Origin of the sequence: Novosphingobium sp. NPDC080210 (genome assembly GCF_050281025.1) — a bacterium.
GTDB lineage: Bacteria > Pseudomonadota > Alphaproteobacteria > Sphingomonadales > Sphingomonadaceae > Novosphingobium.
This window is the reverse complement of the sequence record NZ_JBNNWL010000001.1, coordinates 921,695-938,205: the sequence shown is the minus strand read 5'-3', so window position 1 is coordinate 938,205 and position 16,511 is coordinate 921,695. Positions and strand designations below refer to the sequence as shown.

Genomic DNA, 16,511 nt, shown 5'->3' with positions numbered 1-16,511 from the left:
GGAGCGTAAATACATGACGAGTCCGTGGAGCCAGCACAGCCGCAATCCGGGCATTGCTGACGATATCGACTTTGAGATCAAGGGTCAGGAGCTGCAGTTCCTCGAGATCGAACTTGATCCCGGCGAAAGCGCCGTGGCCGAAGCCGGGGCCATGGTGTGGAAGGACGCCTCGGTCCAGATGAACACCGTGTTCGGTGACGGACGCGGCAGCGAGGGCGGCTTCATGGGCAAGCTGCTGGGCGCGGGCAAGCGGCTGGTGACGGGAGAAAGCCTGTTCACCACCGTCTATACCCACCAGGGCCAGGGCAAGGCGCGCGTAGCGTTTTCCGCTCCGGTTCCGGGAGCGATCCTGCCGATCAAGCTGAGCGACATTGGCGGCGGCCTGATCTGCCAGAAGGACAGCTTCCTGGCTGCGGCGCGCGGCGTGGAAATCGGCATCCATTTCCAGCGCCGCATCCTGACCGGCCTGTTCGGCGGCGAAGGCTTCATCATGCAGCGCCTGACCGGCGATGGCTGGGTCTTCGTCCAGATGGGCGGCACCATTGTCGAGCGGGAACTGAAGCCCGGGGAGGAACTGCACGTCGATACCGGCTGCATCGCGGCAATGACGCCCGATGTGGAATTCGACATCCAGACCGTCGGCGGGGTGAAGTCGATGCTGTTCGGCGGTGAAGGCCTGTTTTTCGCCCGCCTGCGCGGTCCGGGCAAGGTGTGGATCCAGTCGCTACCGTTTGCACGCTTGGCCGGACGGATGCTCGCTGCCGCAGGCGGTGGCGGCCAGAACCGGGGCGAGGGTTCCGTGCTTGGCCAGCTGGGCAACCTGCTCGACGGCGATTGATAAGGGCGCGGGGCTGTCCTGTGGGACGGCCCCGTCAGCCTGCCCGTTGGGGCGAATACACAAACCCCGCTCAGGCTGAGCCTGTCGAAGCCAGGTTGCGGCAGAGACCCTTCGACAAGCTCAGGGTGAGCGGCGGCTGATTATCAACCCGTCATTTCCCCGCGTCGATCAAAGCCTGGACCTGCTTGTAGAAAGCCTCGCGCGCTTCCGGTTCCGGTCCCTTGGTGGCGCGGGTCCAGTTGGCGTTGCTGGCGATCACCAGCTTGCGCTTGGGGTCGATGAAGATGCCCTGGCCGAAGATGCCCTGCGCCGCGACCGAGCCGTCGTCATAGGTCCACCATTGATAGCCATAGCCGTGGCCCGGATCGCCGATGTCCTTCTGCTTCACGGTCGCCTGGGCGAACCAGTCGGGCGGCACGATCTGCTTGCCGCCTGCTACCCCGCCGCCCAGCACGAACAGGCCGAACCGCGCATAATCGCGCGTCGTCGCCTGGATGCAGCAGCCGGCGATTTCATGCCCGCTGGCGCCCAGCAGCCAGGTCGCCGGGGATTCCATGCCCGCCGGTTGCCAGACCTTTTCCTGCAGATACTGCGCCAGCGGCTTCTTCGTGGCCGAGGATACCAGCACGCCGATCAGGTTCGTTTCGCCGGTGTTGTAATGCCACACCTCGCCCGGCGGGTGCGCGCGCGGCAGCTTGCGCATATAGCTGACCGTCGCGTCCATTCCGGGTTCCGGCTTGGCATTGTTGAAGCGGGCAACGTCCGAATTGGGATCTTCGTAGTCCTCGTTCCACCTTACCCCGGAACTCATGGTCAGGAGCTGGCGGATCGAGACATCGTCATAGGCCGAGCCGCGCAGGCCGGGGATGTACTGGCTCACCTTGTCATCCAGGCTCTTGATATAGCCATCCTGGATCGCAGCGCCGACCAGCGTGGAGGTGAACGACTTGGCGACCGAAAAGCTGGTCCAGCGGCCCGTGGCGTCGAAGTCCAGGCCATAGCGTTCGAACCGGACCTTGCCGTCTTGCAGGATGACGATCCCAGCGGAACGTTGTCCGGCCATGTATTGCTCGACCCCCGGAATGTTCAGCGGCTGGCCCTGCGGCAGGGGCAAGGGCTGGGCTGCGGGAGCGATCGTGCTGGCCTTGGCCAGTATCGGCAAGCGGTCCATTGCGCGAAAGGCCGCGTCGCGCTGGTCCTGTTTCCACATCAGCACGTCGCGGTCGGTCGGCATGGCTGCCAGCAGTCCGCGCGTTTCCTTGTCCAGGCTGGCATAGTAGCCGCCGCCTGCCACCAGCACGGCAGCAATCGCGGCGAGCGCAATGGAACGCTTCTTCATGGTTTCCTCTCCCCCTTTTTCAGCGCAGCCTAACGCGGCGCGCGCCAAGGGCAAGAGGTCGCGGATCAGCCCTTGGGCACGACCTTGCGGATCATCCCTTCCTGCGCGACCGTGGCGACCAGGCGGCCATCGCGGCTGAAGATGCGTCCCCGGTTGAAGCCGCGGCCATATCCGCTCCACGGGCTGTCGGTGGCATAGAGCAGCCATTCGTCGACCCGGAAGGGTTCATGGAACCAGACCGCGTGGTCTAGGCTGGCACTGATCACTTCGCCGCGTGCCCAGCTGAGGCCGTGGGGCAGGGCGCAGGTGCCCAGCAGGCTCATGTCGCTGGCATAGGCCAGGATGGCGCGGTGGACGCGCGGATCGTCGGGCAAGGGCGCGACGGTCTTGAACCAGGAATGCGATTGCGGCGCGGCCGGTGCCGGGTTCATCCAGTGCCGCCCTTCGACCGCGCGCATTTCCACCGGGCGCGGCTCAAGGAAATGATGCCGCACTTCCGGCCGGGCCTGTTCGGCATAGCGGCGGCGTACGTCCACTTCGGCTTCCAGTTCCTCGGGCGGCGGCACATCGGGCATTTCCGCATCGACGTGGTGCAGGCCTTCCTCGTGCTTCTGGAAACTCGCGGTCAGGTTCAGGATCGGGCGGCCCTGCTGGCTGGCCACGACCCGGCGGTTGGAGAACGAACCACCATCGAAATCGCGCTCGACCTTGTAGTCGACCTCAACACCTTCACTGCCGCCGCGCAGGAAATAGGCGTGGAGCGAATGCGCGGGGCGCGACGGATCGACGGTCAGTTCGGCTGCGTGAAGCGCCTGGGCAATGACCTGTCCGCCAAACACGCGGCCAATTCCGCCGCGCTTTTCGCGGCCCAGAAATTGATCCTCGCCCTGGTCCTTGACTTCAAGCAGCTTGACCAGTCCGGCGACCAGACGTTCGGGTGTGTGTTCCTCTTCCATGGCATCCGCCTTTGCGGGCAGGGCCATGCCTGTCAATAGGTCGCAGGAAGCAACTGAATTTAGTGCAGGCGATAGTCCAAGAAAAACCCCGCCCGGATCGCTCCGGACGGGGCCAGTTCTTTGGTCGGATCCCAGTCTTAGTGACCGGCAGCCAGTGCGGCGAGCAGGAGCAGCGCCACGATGTTGGTGATCTTGATCATCGGGTTCACGGCCGGACCCGCGGTGTCCTTGTAAGGATCGCCAACGGTGTCCCCGGTCACGGCAGCCTTGTGGGCTTCGCTGCCCTTGCCGCCGTGGTGGCCGTCTTCGATGTACTTCTTCGCATTGTCCCATGCGCCGCCGCCTGAGGTCATCGAGAGGGCAACGAACAGGCCGCCGACGATCACGCCCAGCAGCAGGGCGCCCAGGGCGGCAAAGCCGTTTTCCTGGCCGGCGACTGCGGCGATCACGAAGTAGACCACGATCGGGGCGAGGACCGGCAGCAGCGACGGGATGATCATTTCCTTGATCGCCGCCTTGGTCACCAGGTCCACGGTCCGGGCATAGTCCGGCTTGCTTTCATAGGTCATGATGCCGGGGTTGGCGCGGAACTGATCGCGCACGTCGATCACCACGTCACCCGCAGCGCGGCCCACCGCAGTCATCCCCATGGCCCCGAACAGGTAGGGCAGCAGCGCCCCCAGCAGCAGGCCGACGATGACATAGGGGTTTTCAAGGCTGAAGTTCACCGACAGGTCGGGGAAGAATTCCCGAAGGTCGGTGGTATAGGCAGCGAACAGCACCAGCGCGGCAAGGCCGGCGGAACCGATGGCATAGCCCTTGGTCACGGCCTTGGTGGTGTTGCCCACGGCGTCGAGCAGGTCGGTCTTTTCGCGGACGCTGTCGTCCAGACCGGCCATTTCGGCGATGCCGCCCGCATTGTCGGTGACCGGACCGTAAGCGTCGAGCGCCACGACCATCCCGGCCAGAGCCAGCATCGCGGTTGCCGCATAGGCAATCCCGATCAGGCCCGCCAGCTGGTGCGCGACGATGATGCCTGCCACGATCACGAGGGTCGGCAGGGCGGTCGATTCAAGGCTGATGGCCAGGCCCTGGATCACGTTGGTGCCGTGGCCGGTTTCCGAAGCCTTGGCGATCGACTTCACCGGGCGATAGCTGGTGCCGGTGTAGTATTCGGTGATCCAGATGATCAGGCCGGTGATGACCAGGCCCAGCAGCGAGCAATAGAACAGCGCGCGGCCAGTGTATTCGGTGCCCGGAATGACGTTTTCCATGCCGCCCAGCGCGTGGCCGGTCGCCCACCAGATGGCCGGAATGGCCAGCACGGCAGAGACCAGGAAGCCCTTGTACATCGCGCCCATCACGTTGTTCGACGAACCCAGCTTCACGAAGTAGGTGCCGATGATCGAAGTGACGATGCAGACGCCGCCGATCAGCAGCGGCAGGGCCATGAGCGGCTGGAGCAGATCGCCCGCGCCCTTGAGCAGCAGGGCGGTCAGCACCATGGTTGCGCCGACGGTGACGACATAGGTTTCGAACAGGTCGGCAGCCATGCCGGCGCAGTCGCCCACGTTGTCGCCCACGTTGTCGGCGATAACGGCCGGGTTGCGGGGATCGTCTTCCGGAATGCCAGCCTCGACCTTGCCGACCAGGTCGGCGCCGACGTCGGCAGCCTTTGTGAAGATCCCGCCGCCCAGACGCGCGAAGATCGAGATCAGCGAAGCGCCGAAGGCCAGGGCGACCAGGCCGTCCACCACCGTGCGGTCTTCACCGCCGACCGTGTAGCCTGCCGGACCGGTCAGGTACCAATAGAACACCGCGATGGCGAGCAGGGCGAGGCCTGCCACGAGCATCCCGGTGATGGCACCGGCGCGGAACGCGAGGGTGAGGCCAGCCTGCAAGCCGTTCTGCGCAGCGGCAGCGGTGCGGACGTTGGAGCGGACCGAGATGTTCATCCCGATGAAGCCCGCGACGCCCGAAAGCACTGCGCCCAGCACAAAGCCGGTCGCGGAAATGCGGCCCAGCGTTACGGCGATGATCACCGCAACGACCACGCCGACAACCGCGATGGTGGTATATTGCCGCTTCAGGTAGGCTTGCGCGCCTTCCTGAATGGCGGCGGCGATTTCCTGCATCTTTTCATTGCCTGCCGGTGCCCCAAGCACCTGGCGGCTGGTGACGAAGCCATAGACGATGGCCAGCAGTCCCAGCAGAATTGCGATCGTGACAAGATTCACGCGCCGTTCCCCCTTTTTTCCGTTTCCCAAAACTTCCGCAAGGCTTTCTGCCCGGCAGTAAGAACGCAAAGGTATAGGGCCGATTCGCTTCTTTGCAACGCAGGAAAACCGCGCGGTCTGGCGCGGTCAATTATGCTCGTAACCCAGCTTTCCGGAAGGGGGCGCGCCGTCGAGCAGCAGAGGTTCGGGGCCGCGTTCCATCACTTCGCCAATGCAATGGGCGGGGACCGGCAGGGCGGCGCTGGCGGGGGCAGTGAACAGCAGTTCGTAATCCTCGCCCCAGGTCAGGGCCTCGTCCCGGCGGCTTTCGTCCGTGGCGATGGGCACGGCCATGCGGTCCAGCGCGATGGTCACGCCGGAGGCTTCGGCCATGCGGCGGGCATCCAGCAGGACTCCGTCCGACACGTCCATCATCGCATGGACCAGCGGGGCAAGCGCCCGTCCCTCGGCCAGTCGCGCCTGCCCGCGGCGATAGAGCGCTGAATCGCCCTGGCCGCCCTGCAAGGCCTCCAGCCCGAGCATGGCGGCGCCGACCGGGCCGGTGATCCAGACCTTGTCTCCGGGCCGCGCTCCGCTGCGCGCGGGAACCGGGCGATGGGTGGCCCGGCCAATCGCGGTTAGACCGAAAGTTCGCGCGCCCTTGGCCGAGACGGTATCCCCGCCGAGCAGGGCCGCGCCGTAATGGGCAAGGGCCGCTTCAAGCCCGCGCAGGAAAGCGGCATCGTCGGCCCCAAGCTGATAGGACAGCAGCACGCCCAGCGGCTCCGCACCCTTGGCGGCCAGGTCGGACATGTTGCTGGCCACCAGTTTCCAGGCGACGTCATCAGCACTCTGGCCAGTCAGGAAATGGACGCCCTCGACCATGCTGTCATGGGTCAGGACCAGCGCCTCGCCGCCGAATTCCAGCACAGCGCAATCATCGGCCAGGCCCCGCGCCGCAGGATCGCTGGCAATGGCCCGCAGCGCGGCGATGAAGGCGGATTCGCTGGTCATGAAGCGCCTGAACCTACTCCGTCATGCTGAACTTGTTTCAGCATCCATTTTGCCGATCAGCCCCAAGGGACGTGCGGCGCGATGGACCCTGAACCAAGTTCAGGGTGACGATCAAGAGATGTCGTGACAGCGACTAGCGCACCGCCTTGGCGACGGAATCCAGCACGCCGTTCACGAACTTGGCCTCGCGCGCTTCGAAGAAGGCGTGGGCCACGTCGACATATTCGCTGATCACCGTGGCGGTCGGAATGTCGGCGCGGGCAAGCAATTCCCAGGCTCCCGCGCGCAGGATCTGGAGCATGGTCTTGTCGAGCCGCTCCAGCCGCCAGCCTTCGGCCAGTTTGCCCGAAAGCAGTTCGTCCAGTTCGTCGCGGCGAGCATCGGCGCCTTTCACCACGTCGTCGAAGAAGGCGACTTCGGCCTGGGCGTACTGGTCGCCCTCGATCTCCGCGCCGAGGCGGTGGCGGTGAAATTCATCGAGCAGGGGCGCGAGCGGCGTGCCTTCCATGTCGATCTGGTAAAGCGCCTGGACGGCTGCGAGCCGCGCGGCGGCGCGGGCTTTTGAACGGGCCTTCATATTCCAAGCCTTACTTCGATCGAGCGGGCGTGCGCGGTCAGTCCTTCGGCATCGGCCAGCGCGATGGCGGCTGGCCCGATGGCCTTGAGGGCGGTTTCATCAAGCTGGATGAAGCTGGTGCGCTTCATGAAATCCAGCACGGAAAGCCCGGACGAAAACCGCGCGCGGCGGCCAGTGGGGAGAACGTGGTTGGGTCCGGCAACATAGTCGCCCACCGCTTCGGGGGTCATACGGCCAAGGAAGACCGACCCGGCGTGGCGGATCTGGCGGAACAGGCCTTCCGGATCGTCGGTCGCGATCTGGACGTGCTCCGCCGCCAGGGCATTGGCCAGGGCAGGCGCTTCGTCCAGGCTGGCGACTTCGATGATCGTGCCGTGGGTGTTCCAGCTTTCCGACGCGACCCGCGCGGTCGGCAGCATGGCCAGTTCCACGCCGATGCGGTCGGCCACGCTGTCGGCAAAGACCGGGTCGTCCGTGATCAGGATGGATTGGGCTGAGGGATCGTGCTCGGCCTGGCTGAGCAGGTCGGCGGCGGTCCATTCGGGATCGTTCTGGCCATCGGCGATCAGCAGGATCTCGCTCGGACCGGCAACCATGTCGATCCCGACCACGCCGTAAAGCTGGCGCTTTGCCTCTGCCACCCAGGCATTGCCGGGGCCGGTGATGACGTCGACCGGCTTGATCCGCTGCGTGCCGTAAGCCAGCGCGGCAATCGCCTGCGCGCCGCCAATGCGCCACACCTCGTCCACTCCGGCCAGATGCGCGGCGGCGAGGACCAGCGGGTTGACCTGACCCCTAGGCGTCGGGGTGACGACGACCAGTCGCTCAACCCCCGCAACCTTCGCCGGGATCGCGTTCATCAGCAGCGAGGAGGGATAGGCCGCGCGGCCACCCGGTACGTAAAGCCCTGCGGCATCGACCGCGCGCCAGACAGCGCCCATGCGCACGCCCAGCTCGTCCGTCTCGTCACGGCCTGCGGGCAGCTGCCTTTCGTGGAACGCACGGATGCGCGCGGCGGCCAGTTCCAGCGCGGCGCGCAGGTCGGGCTGCAGCGCGTCGAACGCCTCGCGGCATTGATCGGCGGAATAGCTCCAGTCGGCATCGCTGGACAGGTTGTGCCCGTCCCACCGCGCGGTCATGTCGGCCAGGGCTGCATCGCCCCGGTTCTTTACGTCGCTGATGATGACTTCGACATCGCGGGCCAGATCGTCCCCGCTTTCGCGGCGGTCGCTGACGAGGCGCTTGAACGCTTGCGCAAAGCCCGGATCGCGGGTGTTGAGCCGCAACATCAGGCTGCCTTCGCCTCGGAGACCAGCGCGCGGAACCGCTCGACCAGGGCGGCGACCCGCTCGTCGGTTTTCAGCGCGGCGCGGTTGACGATCAGGCGCGCGGAAATCTGCAGGATCGTGCTGGTTTCGACCAGGCCGTTGTCCTTCAGCGTCTTGCCGGTCGAGACAAGGTCGACGATGCGGCTGGCCAGGCCCAGGCCCGGCGCCAGTTCCATTGCGCCGTTCAGCTTGACCACTTCGGCCTGGACGCCCTGCTGCTCAAAATGGCGGCGGGTCAGGCTGGGGTATTTGCTGGCCACGCGCAGGTGGCTGACATGGGTGCTGGTATCGGCCTGCCCGACCGGTTCGGCGACCGACAGGCGGCAATGGCCGATGTCGAGGTCGACCGGGGCGTAAAGGTCCGGATAGGCGAACTCTTCCACGACGTCGGAACCGACGATCCCGCACTGCGCTGCGCCGTGGGCAACGAAAGTCGCCACGTCGAATGCGCGCACGCGGATCAGGCGCATGTCGCTGCCTTCGCAAGCGAAGGACAGGGCGCGGTTATGCTTGTCGTGAAAGCCCGCTTCCGGCACTACTCCGGCACGGGCCATCAGCGGCAGTGCCTCTTCGAGGATACGGCCCTTGGGAACGGCGAATGTCAGCGCGTTTAGCATAGCGGCCCGCCCTTACGGTGCGCAGGGGCAAAGGGCAAGGAGTGTGGGGCATGGCAGAGGATTTCCAGTTTACTGAAATCGGTGCCACCGGCCCTGGAATCGTGACTGCCGCTTTCGACAACCAGGTCGCCTATTGCACAGCCGCCAATGCGCCCGTGACCGCGCGGGTAGTTCAGGCCGTCCGCGACTTGCTGGAACGCGGGGAGGGCGGGGCGCTGCTCGATGCCATTCGCGGCTGGACCGGCGCTCCGCTGGCCGATGCCCTGCCGCTGCGGATTGCGGGCGGGATCCACTCGCTCCATCTGAAGGGGAGTGAGCCGGGCCTCGCGGCGATTTACGAAAACCGCGAAGGCACTGACGACGCCGCTCTGGCCTCTGCCGCGATCCGCGCCCACGAAGCGGACTTGCTCCCTTGGCTGGACGGTCCGCCGCAGACCAATGAGGCAGGGCGTTCTTCAAACTTCATCGCTGCCATGCTGTGGCTGACCGACAAGGGCCTGCCGCCGCGCTTTGACTGCCTGGAAATCGGTTCCAGCGCCGGGATCAACCTGATGCTGGACCGCTATCATTATGACCTGGGCGGGGTTCAGGTCGGGCCGGAGCCAGGGGCCATGTGCTTTGCTCCGGAGTGGAAAGGCCCGCCGCCGCCCGATCGCCATATCGAAATTGTCCGCACCAAAGGCTGCGATGTCGCTCCGGTCGACCTGACCGATCCGGCCCAGGCGCTGCGGCTGAAAGCCTATATCTGGCCGGAACACACGGTCCGCTTTGAGCGGATGGAAGCCGCGATTGCAGAAGCGCGCAGGGCCGCACCCGATCTGGTCCGGATGAACGCGGCGGACTTTGTCGAGGCCGAACTCGCCCGTCCGCAAGAGCCGGGCACCACCCGCGTGTTGATGCATTCGATCGTCTGGCAATATGTGCCGGAAGACCAGCAGCGCCGCATCACCGCAGCCATGGAAGCGGCAGGGGCAAGGGCCACCCCAGAGCGCCCGCTGGCCTGGATTTCGCTCGAAGCGAACCGCGTGGTGCACAACCACGAGCTGCGCCTGCGCTTTTGGCCGGGCGGGGCCGAGCCGGTCCTGGCCGCGCGGGCCCATCCGCACGGCGCCTGGATCGAATGGGGTGCGGCCGAAGCCTAGCTGGTCCGGGCGAGGAATGCGTCCAGCGCGGCGTTGACGGCGCCCGGCGCTTCCCAGGGGACGAAGTGGCCGCAATCGGGCACTTTCACCAGGGTCATGTCGGTAACCATTTCCTCCAGCCCCTCCAGGTTTTCCGGCGGCAGGGCATGGTCGTCCAGCGCCCAGATCACCAGCGTGGGTATCGCGAGCGGGGGCAGGGCAGGCGGAGCGCGGTCGGCGGGAATTTCATAAGGCTCGTCCAGTTCCGGTACATAGAGCGGGCTGGCGCGGTACCAGTTGATCATGGCGAAGGCCGCCTCGCGGTTTTCCCAGTCCCGCAGCAATTGCGCGCGCTCTTCCGGCTCCATCTTGTCTTCGGTCTGCAAGCGGCCTTCAAAAGCCTTGGCCAGCATCCCGCCCAGGCCGTGATCGCGGATCAGCTGATCGTTCGCCGTATCGCGGAACGTACGCATGTACTGGCTCGATTCGCGCTGGTGCCGGTTGGTCCAGACCAGCCGCGAAAAACCGATGGGATGGGGCGCATTGGCAATCACCGCGCGGGTGACCCGGCCATTCATCTGCCCGGTCAGAGCCACGCCCCAGGCAATCGCGCCACCCCAGTCGTGACCCACGATCGTGAACTTGTCGATGCCCAGCGCGTCGGCCAGCTGGAACACGTCGCCGATCAACTTGTCGGGCGTATAGCTGGCAACGTCCTGCGGCTTGGACGACCCGCGATAGCCGCGCTGGTCCGGCGCGATGCAGCGGAACCGGTCTTTCAGGTGCGCGATCTGGTGGCGCCAGGTGCGGTGGCTTTCCGGAAAGCCATGCAGGAAGATCAACGTTGGGCCATCACGCGGGCCTTCGTCGACATAGTCCAGCTCGATGCCCGAGGCGAGCTTGATCCGGTTTTGCGCCATTTGATTTCTCTCCCCACAACAAAGATCCGTCATGCTGAACTTGTTTCAGCATCCATCCAGCCTTCCACGCTGAGGGCTGTCGGCACGATGGACCCTGAAACAAGTTCAGGGTGACGAAGGAATTTACTGCTCGGCCACACCCATCTTGGCGGCATAGCCGGACTGGAAATTGGCGATCATCTTGTCGAACATCTCTTCGGGCGTGCGGCGGACTTCGGCGATCCACTTTTCCATGCCGTGTTCGGCAATCGCCACTTCGCGCTCGCCCGCATCGATGGCGGCCAGCATCCGTTCGGCGAATTCGTCCGGATCGATCCCGGTATCGATGGCTTCGTCGCTGACCCCGCGGGTCGAGCCGTCGGCGGTGATGGCATTGCGCGAAACGTCAGTGCGGATCGAACCCGGCGTCACTCCGATCACCGAAATGCCGTGCCCGGCCAGTTCGATGCGCAGCGCGTCGGCATAGCCGATCAGGCCGTGCTTGGCCGCGCAATAGGCGGTGCGCAGCGGCGATCCGACCTTGCCCGCCAGGCTGGAAATCATCACGATCTGGCCGGTCTTGCGCGCAACCATGCGCTTGAGCAGGGCCTGGGTCAGGCAGATCGGGCCGAGCAGGTCGATGTCGATCATCTTCTGATAGACCGAAAAATCGGTATCGACGGCGAGCGAGCGCTGGCTGATCCCGGCATTGTTGACCAGCACGTCGACCCCGCCGCTCCACGCCCAGGCCTTGTCCGCGGCGGCGACGGCGGCGGCAAAGTCCGCCGCGTCGAAGGGCAGGATCAGCGGATCGCCGCCGCACTGGGCCGCCACTTCGGAAAGAGCAGCCTGGTTGCGACCGGACAGGATCAGGCGGCAACCGCGCTTCGCATAAGCGCGGGCCAGAGCGGCCCCGATGCCGGAAGACGCTCCGGTGATCCAAACAGCCTGTCCGCTCATGCCTTATCCTCTCCTGATGGTTTTCCTTGGTTGCCGGAATTCCACCAGAAGGCGCGCGGCCTGTAAAGCCATTCAGGCGCTGTGCGTGCTTATTCGCCCGGAGCCTTGGCCTTCACGGCCAGTGCATGGACCCGCTGGCCCGGAATGTCGCCCAGCGCGCGGTTGACCATGCGCTGCCGTTCCAGCCGCGAAACGCCGGCGAATGCGGCGCTTTCGATCTCCACGGTGAAGTGGCTTTCGCCCGAACCGTCGTCTCCGGCATGACCGCTGTGGCGGGCGCTGTCGTTGATCACGGCCAGGTGAGTGGGGGCGAAGGCTGCAACGAGCAGGCGTTCGATTTCGGCGGCAAGAGTTCCGGTCATGGCTTCCATTTAAGCCGATCCATCGCCATGTGGAAGGCATGAAGCAGGATCGTTTCCATGGACGCGTCGGCAACGGCGGTCGCGGGTGCGAACGGCCGGGTTGCCCCGAGCCCGGGGAGTTTCGCGCGCCGGGACCCCGTGGCTCCAGCTTTGACGGGCCCGGCGATTACCGCTGGTTCTGCCTGGACCACGTGCGCGAATTCAACGCCGGGTACGACTGGTTCGAAGGCATGACGCCCGAGGAAATCGTCCGCGCGCAAAACCCGATCCACGGCTGGGACCGCCAGACCCGCGCCTTTTCCCCCACTGCGGGAATCGACACGGCACCGCGCTGGGCCGACTTTGCCGATCCGCTCGAAGCGATCAGCGCGCGCGCCCGTTCGCGCAAACCCGCGCAGCGCAGCGACGGCCGCGCGGTAACCCCGGAAGAGCGCCGCGCGCTGGACGTGCTGGGGCTGGAACTGGATGCAGACCGGCGGTCCTTGCGCAAGCGCTATACCGAGCTGGTCCACGCCCTGCATCCCGACCGCAACGGCGGCGATCGGTCGAGCGAAAAACGCCTGCAATCGGTGGTCGAAGCCTATCAGCTGCTGCGCAAGGCCGCAGCATTTGCCTGAGTGTTCGCTTCCTTCTCGCACAGCGCCTTAAGCTGCGCGGCGCAGGCGCTCCAGCCCTCTTCAAAGCCCATGTCGCGGTGCTGGTTCATCGCTTCTTCGCTCCAGTGCCTTGCCCGCGCGATGTAGCGGGTGCCGGTGCCGTCCGGCTCGATTTCCCAGATGCCGATCATGAAGGGAGGGTTCGGCTCCAGCTCTCCCTGGATCGCGTCCGTCGTGGCGAAGCGCCGCCCTTCCTCCCAGGCGAGCAGCAGGCCCGGATGCTGGTGCTCTTCCCCATCGGGGCCGTACATCACCGTGTGGACGCCGCACCCGGCCTGCCGCTCGCCGAAATCGACTTCGGCGCGCCAGGGCTTGGGGCACCACCATTCGTTGGTGCGGTTGACCAGCACGTTCCAGACCAGCGCCGGCGGGGCATGGATCGTGGTGCTTACCGAAAGTTCATGCATGGCGGTTCCTTTCCTGCGCCGAAAGCCTAACCGGCCCGCGCGGCTTCGATTGCGGCGTGGTCGATCTTGTGCATGGTCATCATGGCGGTGAACACCCGTTCGCGCACGGCGGGATCGGGGTCGGCCATGCCCTGGGTCAGGACGTGCGGTGTGATCTGCCAGTTCACGCCCCACTTGTCCTTGCACCAGCCGCAGGCGCTTTCTTTCCCGCCGTTGCCCACGATGGCATTCCAGTAGCGGTCCGTTTCTTCCTGGCTGTCGGTCCCGACCTGAAAGCTGAACGCTTCGGTATGGGGAAAGATCGGGCCGCCGTTCAGGCCGATGCATTTGGCGCCAAGCACGGTGAACTCCACGGTCAGCGGGTCCCCTTTCTTGCCGCTGGGAAAATCCGTCGGGGCGTAGTGGACGGCATCGACGGAGCTGTCCGGAAAGGTCCGGGCATAGAAGGTAGCGGCTTCTTCCGCTGTTCCGTCGTACCACAGACAAAGCGTGACATCGGTCATTTGCGGCTCTCCTCGATCAAGGCGTGGTCGATGGCCTTGGCCGCCTTGTAAGCTGCGCGCGCCTGAAGCCGTTCGGCATAGGCGACGAAGGCGGCGCGGGGCGGAATAGAGCCGAAAGTCAGGCCCCAGTCGACCTGGCTGCCGACATAGACGTCGGCCATGGTGAAACGCGCGCCGCAGACATGGTCGTGATCGGCAAAGTGGCCTTCCAGCGTGTCCAGCACGCGCTCCAGGCTGCCGAACCCGACCATGGCTTCGCGCTCCTTCGGAACCACCCAGCCCATGGATCGGCCCACGATGGCTTGTTCCAGGGGGCCAGCAGCAAAGAACATCCAGCGGTAATAGTCGGCCAGTTCGGACTCGCTCGGGTCCAGGTCGGCGGCGTCGTGCATATCGGCCAGATAGGCGCAGATTGCCGCGCATTCGGTAATCACGCGGTCACCTTGCGGGCTGTGGTGGATCAGGGTCGGGACCTTGCCCATCGGATTGGCGCGGGTGAACGCCTCTGGCTTGGCGGTCCAGTCGACCAGCACCTGGTCATAGTCCGCACCCGCTTCGTGCAAGGCCCAGCGGGCGATCTGGCCGCGGCTCATCGGATTGGTGAAGAAGGTGTAGGCCGCCATGCGATTCTCCCTGCGCTTGTCCCGCACACAGTGAACCGCCCCCTGCCGCCGCGCCAAGCGCTTTGCGTCAGTGCGGGCAAAGGCGGCGTCAGAGGCTTAACCGCGCGGTTGAAATTGTCCGCCGCCTGCATGCAAAGGCAGTTGCAGCCGCGCCTGTGCGCGTATAGGCGGAGAGACGAAATCACTGACAAGAGTGCCATGACCGACACCACCAACAAGACCGTCCTGCCTGCGCCCGACACCGAAGTCGATGTGCGCGAAGTGTTCGGAATCGACATCGACATGAAGGTTCCGGCCTTCAGCCAGCCGGACGAACGCACGCCGGATACGGACGAAACCTATGTTTTCGATCCGGACACGACGCTGGCGATCCTGGCGGGCTTTGCCTTCAACCGCCGCGTGATCGTGCAGGGCTATCACGGCACCGGCAAGTCGACCCATATCGAGCAGGTTGCAGCGCGGCTGAACTGGCCCTGCGTGCGAATCAACCTGGATGCGCATATCAGCCGTATCGACCTGATCGGTCGCGACGCGATCGTGCTGCGCGACGGCCTGCAAGTCACCGAATTCCGCGAGGGCCTGCTGCCCTGGGCGCTGCAACACCCGGTTGCGCTGGTTTTCGACGAATATGACGCGGGGCGTCCGGACGTGATGTTCGTGATCCAGCGCGTGCTGGAAACCGAAGGCAAGCTGACCCTGCTGGACCAGAACCGCGTGATCCGCCCGGACAAGTTCTTCCGCCTGTTCGCCACGGCCAACACGGTGGGCCTGGGCGATACCTCGGGCCTCTATCACGGCACCCAGGCGATCAACCAGGCGCAGATGGACCGCTGGAACATCGTGGTTCAGCTCAATTACCTTCCGGCCCAGGTCGAAAGCGAAATCGTCCTGAAGAAGGTGACCGATGCGGCGCCGGACGTGGTGGCCAACATGGTCAAGGTCGCCGACCTGACCCGTCAAGGCTTCATCAACGGCGACATCTCCACCGTGATGAGCCCGCGCACGGTTATCACCTGGGCGCAGAACACCGCGATCTTCAAGGATCCGGGCTTCGCCTTCCGCCTCTCGTTCCTCAACAAGTGCGACGAGACGGAGCGGATGCTGGTGGCTGAATACTACCAGCGCGTGTTCGGCACCGAACTGCCGGAAAGCGTCGTCGGCAAGGGCTGACAGGTCCGCACCGGCTGGCCAAAGGAATGGCGGCGGAATTGCTCCGCCGCCATCTTTGTATCCGGTGCCGGTTCGCAGTCTAAAGGATGAAGTGATCCCCCGCCGCGCGGACGGTGATTTCGCCCAGGGACACGCCCCAGGGCTGGTTGATCGCGTGGATCACCGCATCGGCGATGTGTTCCGGGGCAAGGCTGGCATAGTCGATATTCTGCGGATCGAGCCGCTCGGCGGGGAAAGTCCCGGCCTGCATATCGGACACCATGGCCATGAATTCCGGTGCGTTCTGGCCCAGGATGCCGACGCTGGCCGCCGGGTTGATGACGCTGGCCGACAGGCCGGTGGCCGGAACGCCGGTCGGCTTGATCGTCGTCACCTTGATCTTGCCGCGCGATTCCAGGCGCAGGCTTTCGCCCATGACGTTCACGGCGGCCTTGCTCGCGCCATAGACCGCCGCGCCGACGACCGGGAAATTGCCATAGATCGAACTGATGTTGATCACCTGCCCGCGCGCCTGCTGCATCATCGGATCATAGGCGGCGATCATGCCGTTCAGCACGCCCTTGATATTGATGTCGATGCAGCGCTGCCAGGCGGGGTAGGCGGCTTCATGGTCGGAGAAAAATGCCAGCGGCATGATTCCGGCGTTGTTCACCATGACGTCGATCCGGCCATAGGCGCTGACCGCCTGGCGGACGAGCGCCTGGCATTGCGCCAGGTCGGTCACGTCGGTCGCGCGGGCCTGGGCCTTGCCGCCGCTGGCGGTAATGGCCGAAGCGACAGCCTCTGCCGCCGCGCCGTCAATATCGCCCAGCGTGACAAAGGCGCCCAAGGCAGCGGCCTTTTCCGCCACCAGCTTGCCAAATCCGCCGCCACCGCCAGTGATGACGATGGACTTGCCCTCCACGTGATTGGTCATGTGCTTGTC

General features: G+C 65.3%; 18 protein-coding genes. 4 read left to right on the top strand and 14 right to left on the bottom strand.

Features of this window, described 5'->3' with window-relative positions:
- Positions 1-13 precede the first annotated feature (13 nt).
- Positions 14-838, top strand: coding sequence for a TIGR00266 family protein (locus ACQKOE_RS04505; RefSeq protein WP_427511737.1), 825 nt, complete (start codon positions 14-16; stop codon positions 836-838).
- Between the two features lie 151 nt (positions 839-989).
- Here ACQKOE_RS04505 and ACQKOE_RS04500 read toward each other — a convergent pair whose 3' ends face one another.
- From ACQKOE_RS04500 to hisG, 7 genes are all read right to left on the bottom strand, one after another.
- Positions 990-2,177, bottom strand: a complete 1,188-nt coding sequence (locus ACQKOE_RS04500) for a serine hydrolase domain-containing protein (RefSeq protein WP_427511736.1) — start codon at positions 2,175-2,177, stop codon at positions 990-992.
- Positions 2,178-2,242: 65 nt separating this feature from the next.
- Positions 2,243-3,133 (bottom strand): acyl-CoA thioesterase, encoded by an 891-nt coding sequence (locus tag ACQKOE_RS04495; protein ID WP_427511735.1) that lies wholly within the window; start codon positions 3,131-3,133, stop codon positions 2,243-2,245.
- Between the two features lie 137 nt (positions 3,134-3,270).
- Positions 3,271-5,370, bottom strand: coding sequence for a sodium-translocating pyrophosphatase (locus ACQKOE_RS04490; protein WP_427511734.1), 2,100 nt, complete (start codon positions 5,368-5,370; stop codon positions 3,271-3,273).
- A gap of 126 nt (positions 5,371-5,496) precedes the next feature.
- Positions 5,497-6,363, bottom strand: coding sequence for a thiamine-phosphate kinase (gene thiL / locus ACQKOE_RS04485; protein ID WP_427511733.1), 867 nt, complete (start codon positions 6,361-6,363; stop codon positions 5,497-5,499).
- 133 nt (positions 6,364-6,496) lie between these two features.
- Positions 6,497-6,940, bottom strand: a complete 444-nt coding sequence (gene nusB / locus ACQKOE_RS04480) for a transcription antitermination factor NusB (RefSeq protein WP_427511732.1) — start codon at positions 6,938-6,940, stop codon at positions 6,497-6,499.
- A complete protein-coding gene (gene hisD, locus ACQKOE_RS04475) occupies positions 6,937-8,229 on the bottom strand; it encodes a histidinol dehydrogenase (protein ID WP_427511731.1) in 1,293 nt (430 codons plus the stop codon). Before hisD ends, nusB begins: the two co-directional genes overlap by 4 nt.
- Positions 8,229-8,885, bottom strand: a complete 657-nt coding sequence (hisG, locus tag ACQKOE_RS04470) for an ATP phosphoribosyltransferase (RefSeq protein WP_427511730.1) — start codon at positions 8,883-8,885, stop codon at positions 8,229-8,231. The genes hisD and hisG overlap by 1 nt, the downstream gene beginning before the upstream one ends.
- A gap of 50 nt (positions 8,886-8,935) precedes the next feature.
- Here hisG and ACQKOE_RS04465 point away from each other — a divergent pair, with 50 nt between their 5' ends.
- On the top strand, positions 8,936-10,027 hold the full coding sequence (locus ACQKOE_RS04465; protein WP_427511729.1) for a DUF2332 domain-containing protein: 1,092 nt from the start codon (positions 8,936-8,938) through the stop codon (positions 10,025-10,027).
- Here the strand turns inward: ACQKOE_RS04465 and ACQKOE_RS04460 are convergent.
- From ACQKOE_RS04460 to ACQKOE_RS04450, 3 genes are all read right to left on the bottom strand, one after another.
- Positions 10,024-10,926: an alpha/beta fold hydrolase gene (locus tag ACQKOE_RS04460; RefSeq protein WP_427511728.1), complete on the bottom strand. Its 903-nt coding sequence runs from the start codon at positions 10,924-10,926 to the stop codon at positions 10,024-10,026. The genes ACQKOE_RS04465 and ACQKOE_RS04460 overlap by 4 nt on opposite strands.
- Before the next feature lie 123 nt (positions 10,927-11,049).
- Positions 11,050-11,865 (bottom strand): SDR family NAD(P)-dependent oxidoreductase, encoded by an 816-nt coding sequence (locus ACQKOE_RS04455; RefSeq protein WP_427511727.1) that lies wholly within the window; start codon positions 11,863-11,865, stop codon positions 11,050-11,052.
- Between the two features lie 89 nt (positions 11,866-11,954).
- A complete protein-coding gene (locus tag ACQKOE_RS04450; RefSeq protein WP_427511726.1) occupies positions 11,955-12,236 on the bottom strand; it encodes a BolA family protein in 282 nt (93 codons plus the stop codon).
- A gap of 29 nt (positions 12,237-12,265) precedes the next feature.
- Here ACQKOE_RS04450 and ACQKOE_RS04445 point away from each other — a divergent pair, with 29 nt between their 5' ends.
- Positions 12,266-12,844, top strand: a complete 579-nt coding sequence (locus ACQKOE_RS04445) for a J domain-containing protein (RefSeq protein ID WP_427511725.1) — start codon at positions 12,266-12,268, stop codon at positions 12,842-12,844.
- Here ACQKOE_RS04445 and ACQKOE_RS04440 read toward each other — a convergent pair.
- The 3 genes from ACQKOE_RS04440 to ACQKOE_RS04430 are packed head-to-tail and all read right to left on the bottom strand — an operon-like array spanning position 12,811 to position 14,416.
- Positions 12,811-13,290: an SRPBCC domain-containing protein gene (locus tag ACQKOE_RS04440; RefSeq protein WP_427511724.1), complete on the bottom strand. Its 480-nt coding sequence runs from the start codon at positions 13,288-13,290 to the stop codon at positions 12,811-12,813. The genes ACQKOE_RS04445 and ACQKOE_RS04440 overlap by 34 nt on opposite strands.
- 26 nt (positions 13,291-13,316) lie before the next feature.
- The gene (locus ACQKOE_RS04435; protein ID WP_427511723.1) at positions 13,317-13,793 is read right to left on the bottom strand and encodes a VOC family protein; all 477 of its coding nucleotides are present in this window, start codon (positions 13,791-13,793) and stop codon (positions 13,317-13,319) included.
- The gene (locus ACQKOE_RS04430) at positions 13,790-14,416 is read right to left on the bottom strand and encodes a glutathione S-transferase family protein (RefSeq protein WP_427511722.1); all 627 of its coding nucleotides are present in this window, start codon (positions 14,414-14,416) and stop codon (positions 13,790-13,792) included. The genes ACQKOE_RS04435 and ACQKOE_RS04430 overlap by 4 nt, the downstream gene beginning before the upstream one ends.
- Before the next feature lie 198 nt (positions 14,417-14,614).
- Here ACQKOE_RS04430 and ACQKOE_RS04425 point away from each other — a divergent pair, with 198 nt between their 5' ends.
- Positions 14,615-15,586 carry an AAA family ATPase gene (locus tag ACQKOE_RS04425; RefSeq protein ID WP_427511721.1) on the top strand — a complete coding sequence of 324 codons (972 nt, stop codon included), beginning with the start codon at positions 14,615-14,617 and terminating at the stop codon, positions 15,584-15,586.
- A gap of 79 nt (positions 15,587-15,665) precedes the next feature.
- Here ACQKOE_RS04425 and ACQKOE_RS04420 read toward each other — a convergent pair whose 3' ends face one another.
- Entirely contained in the window at positions 15,666-16,502 is an 837-nt protein-coding gene (locus ACQKOE_RS04420) for an SDR family oxidoreductase (RefSeq protein ID WP_427511720.1), read from the bottom strand.
- Positions 16,503-16,511: the final 9 nt, after the last annotated feature.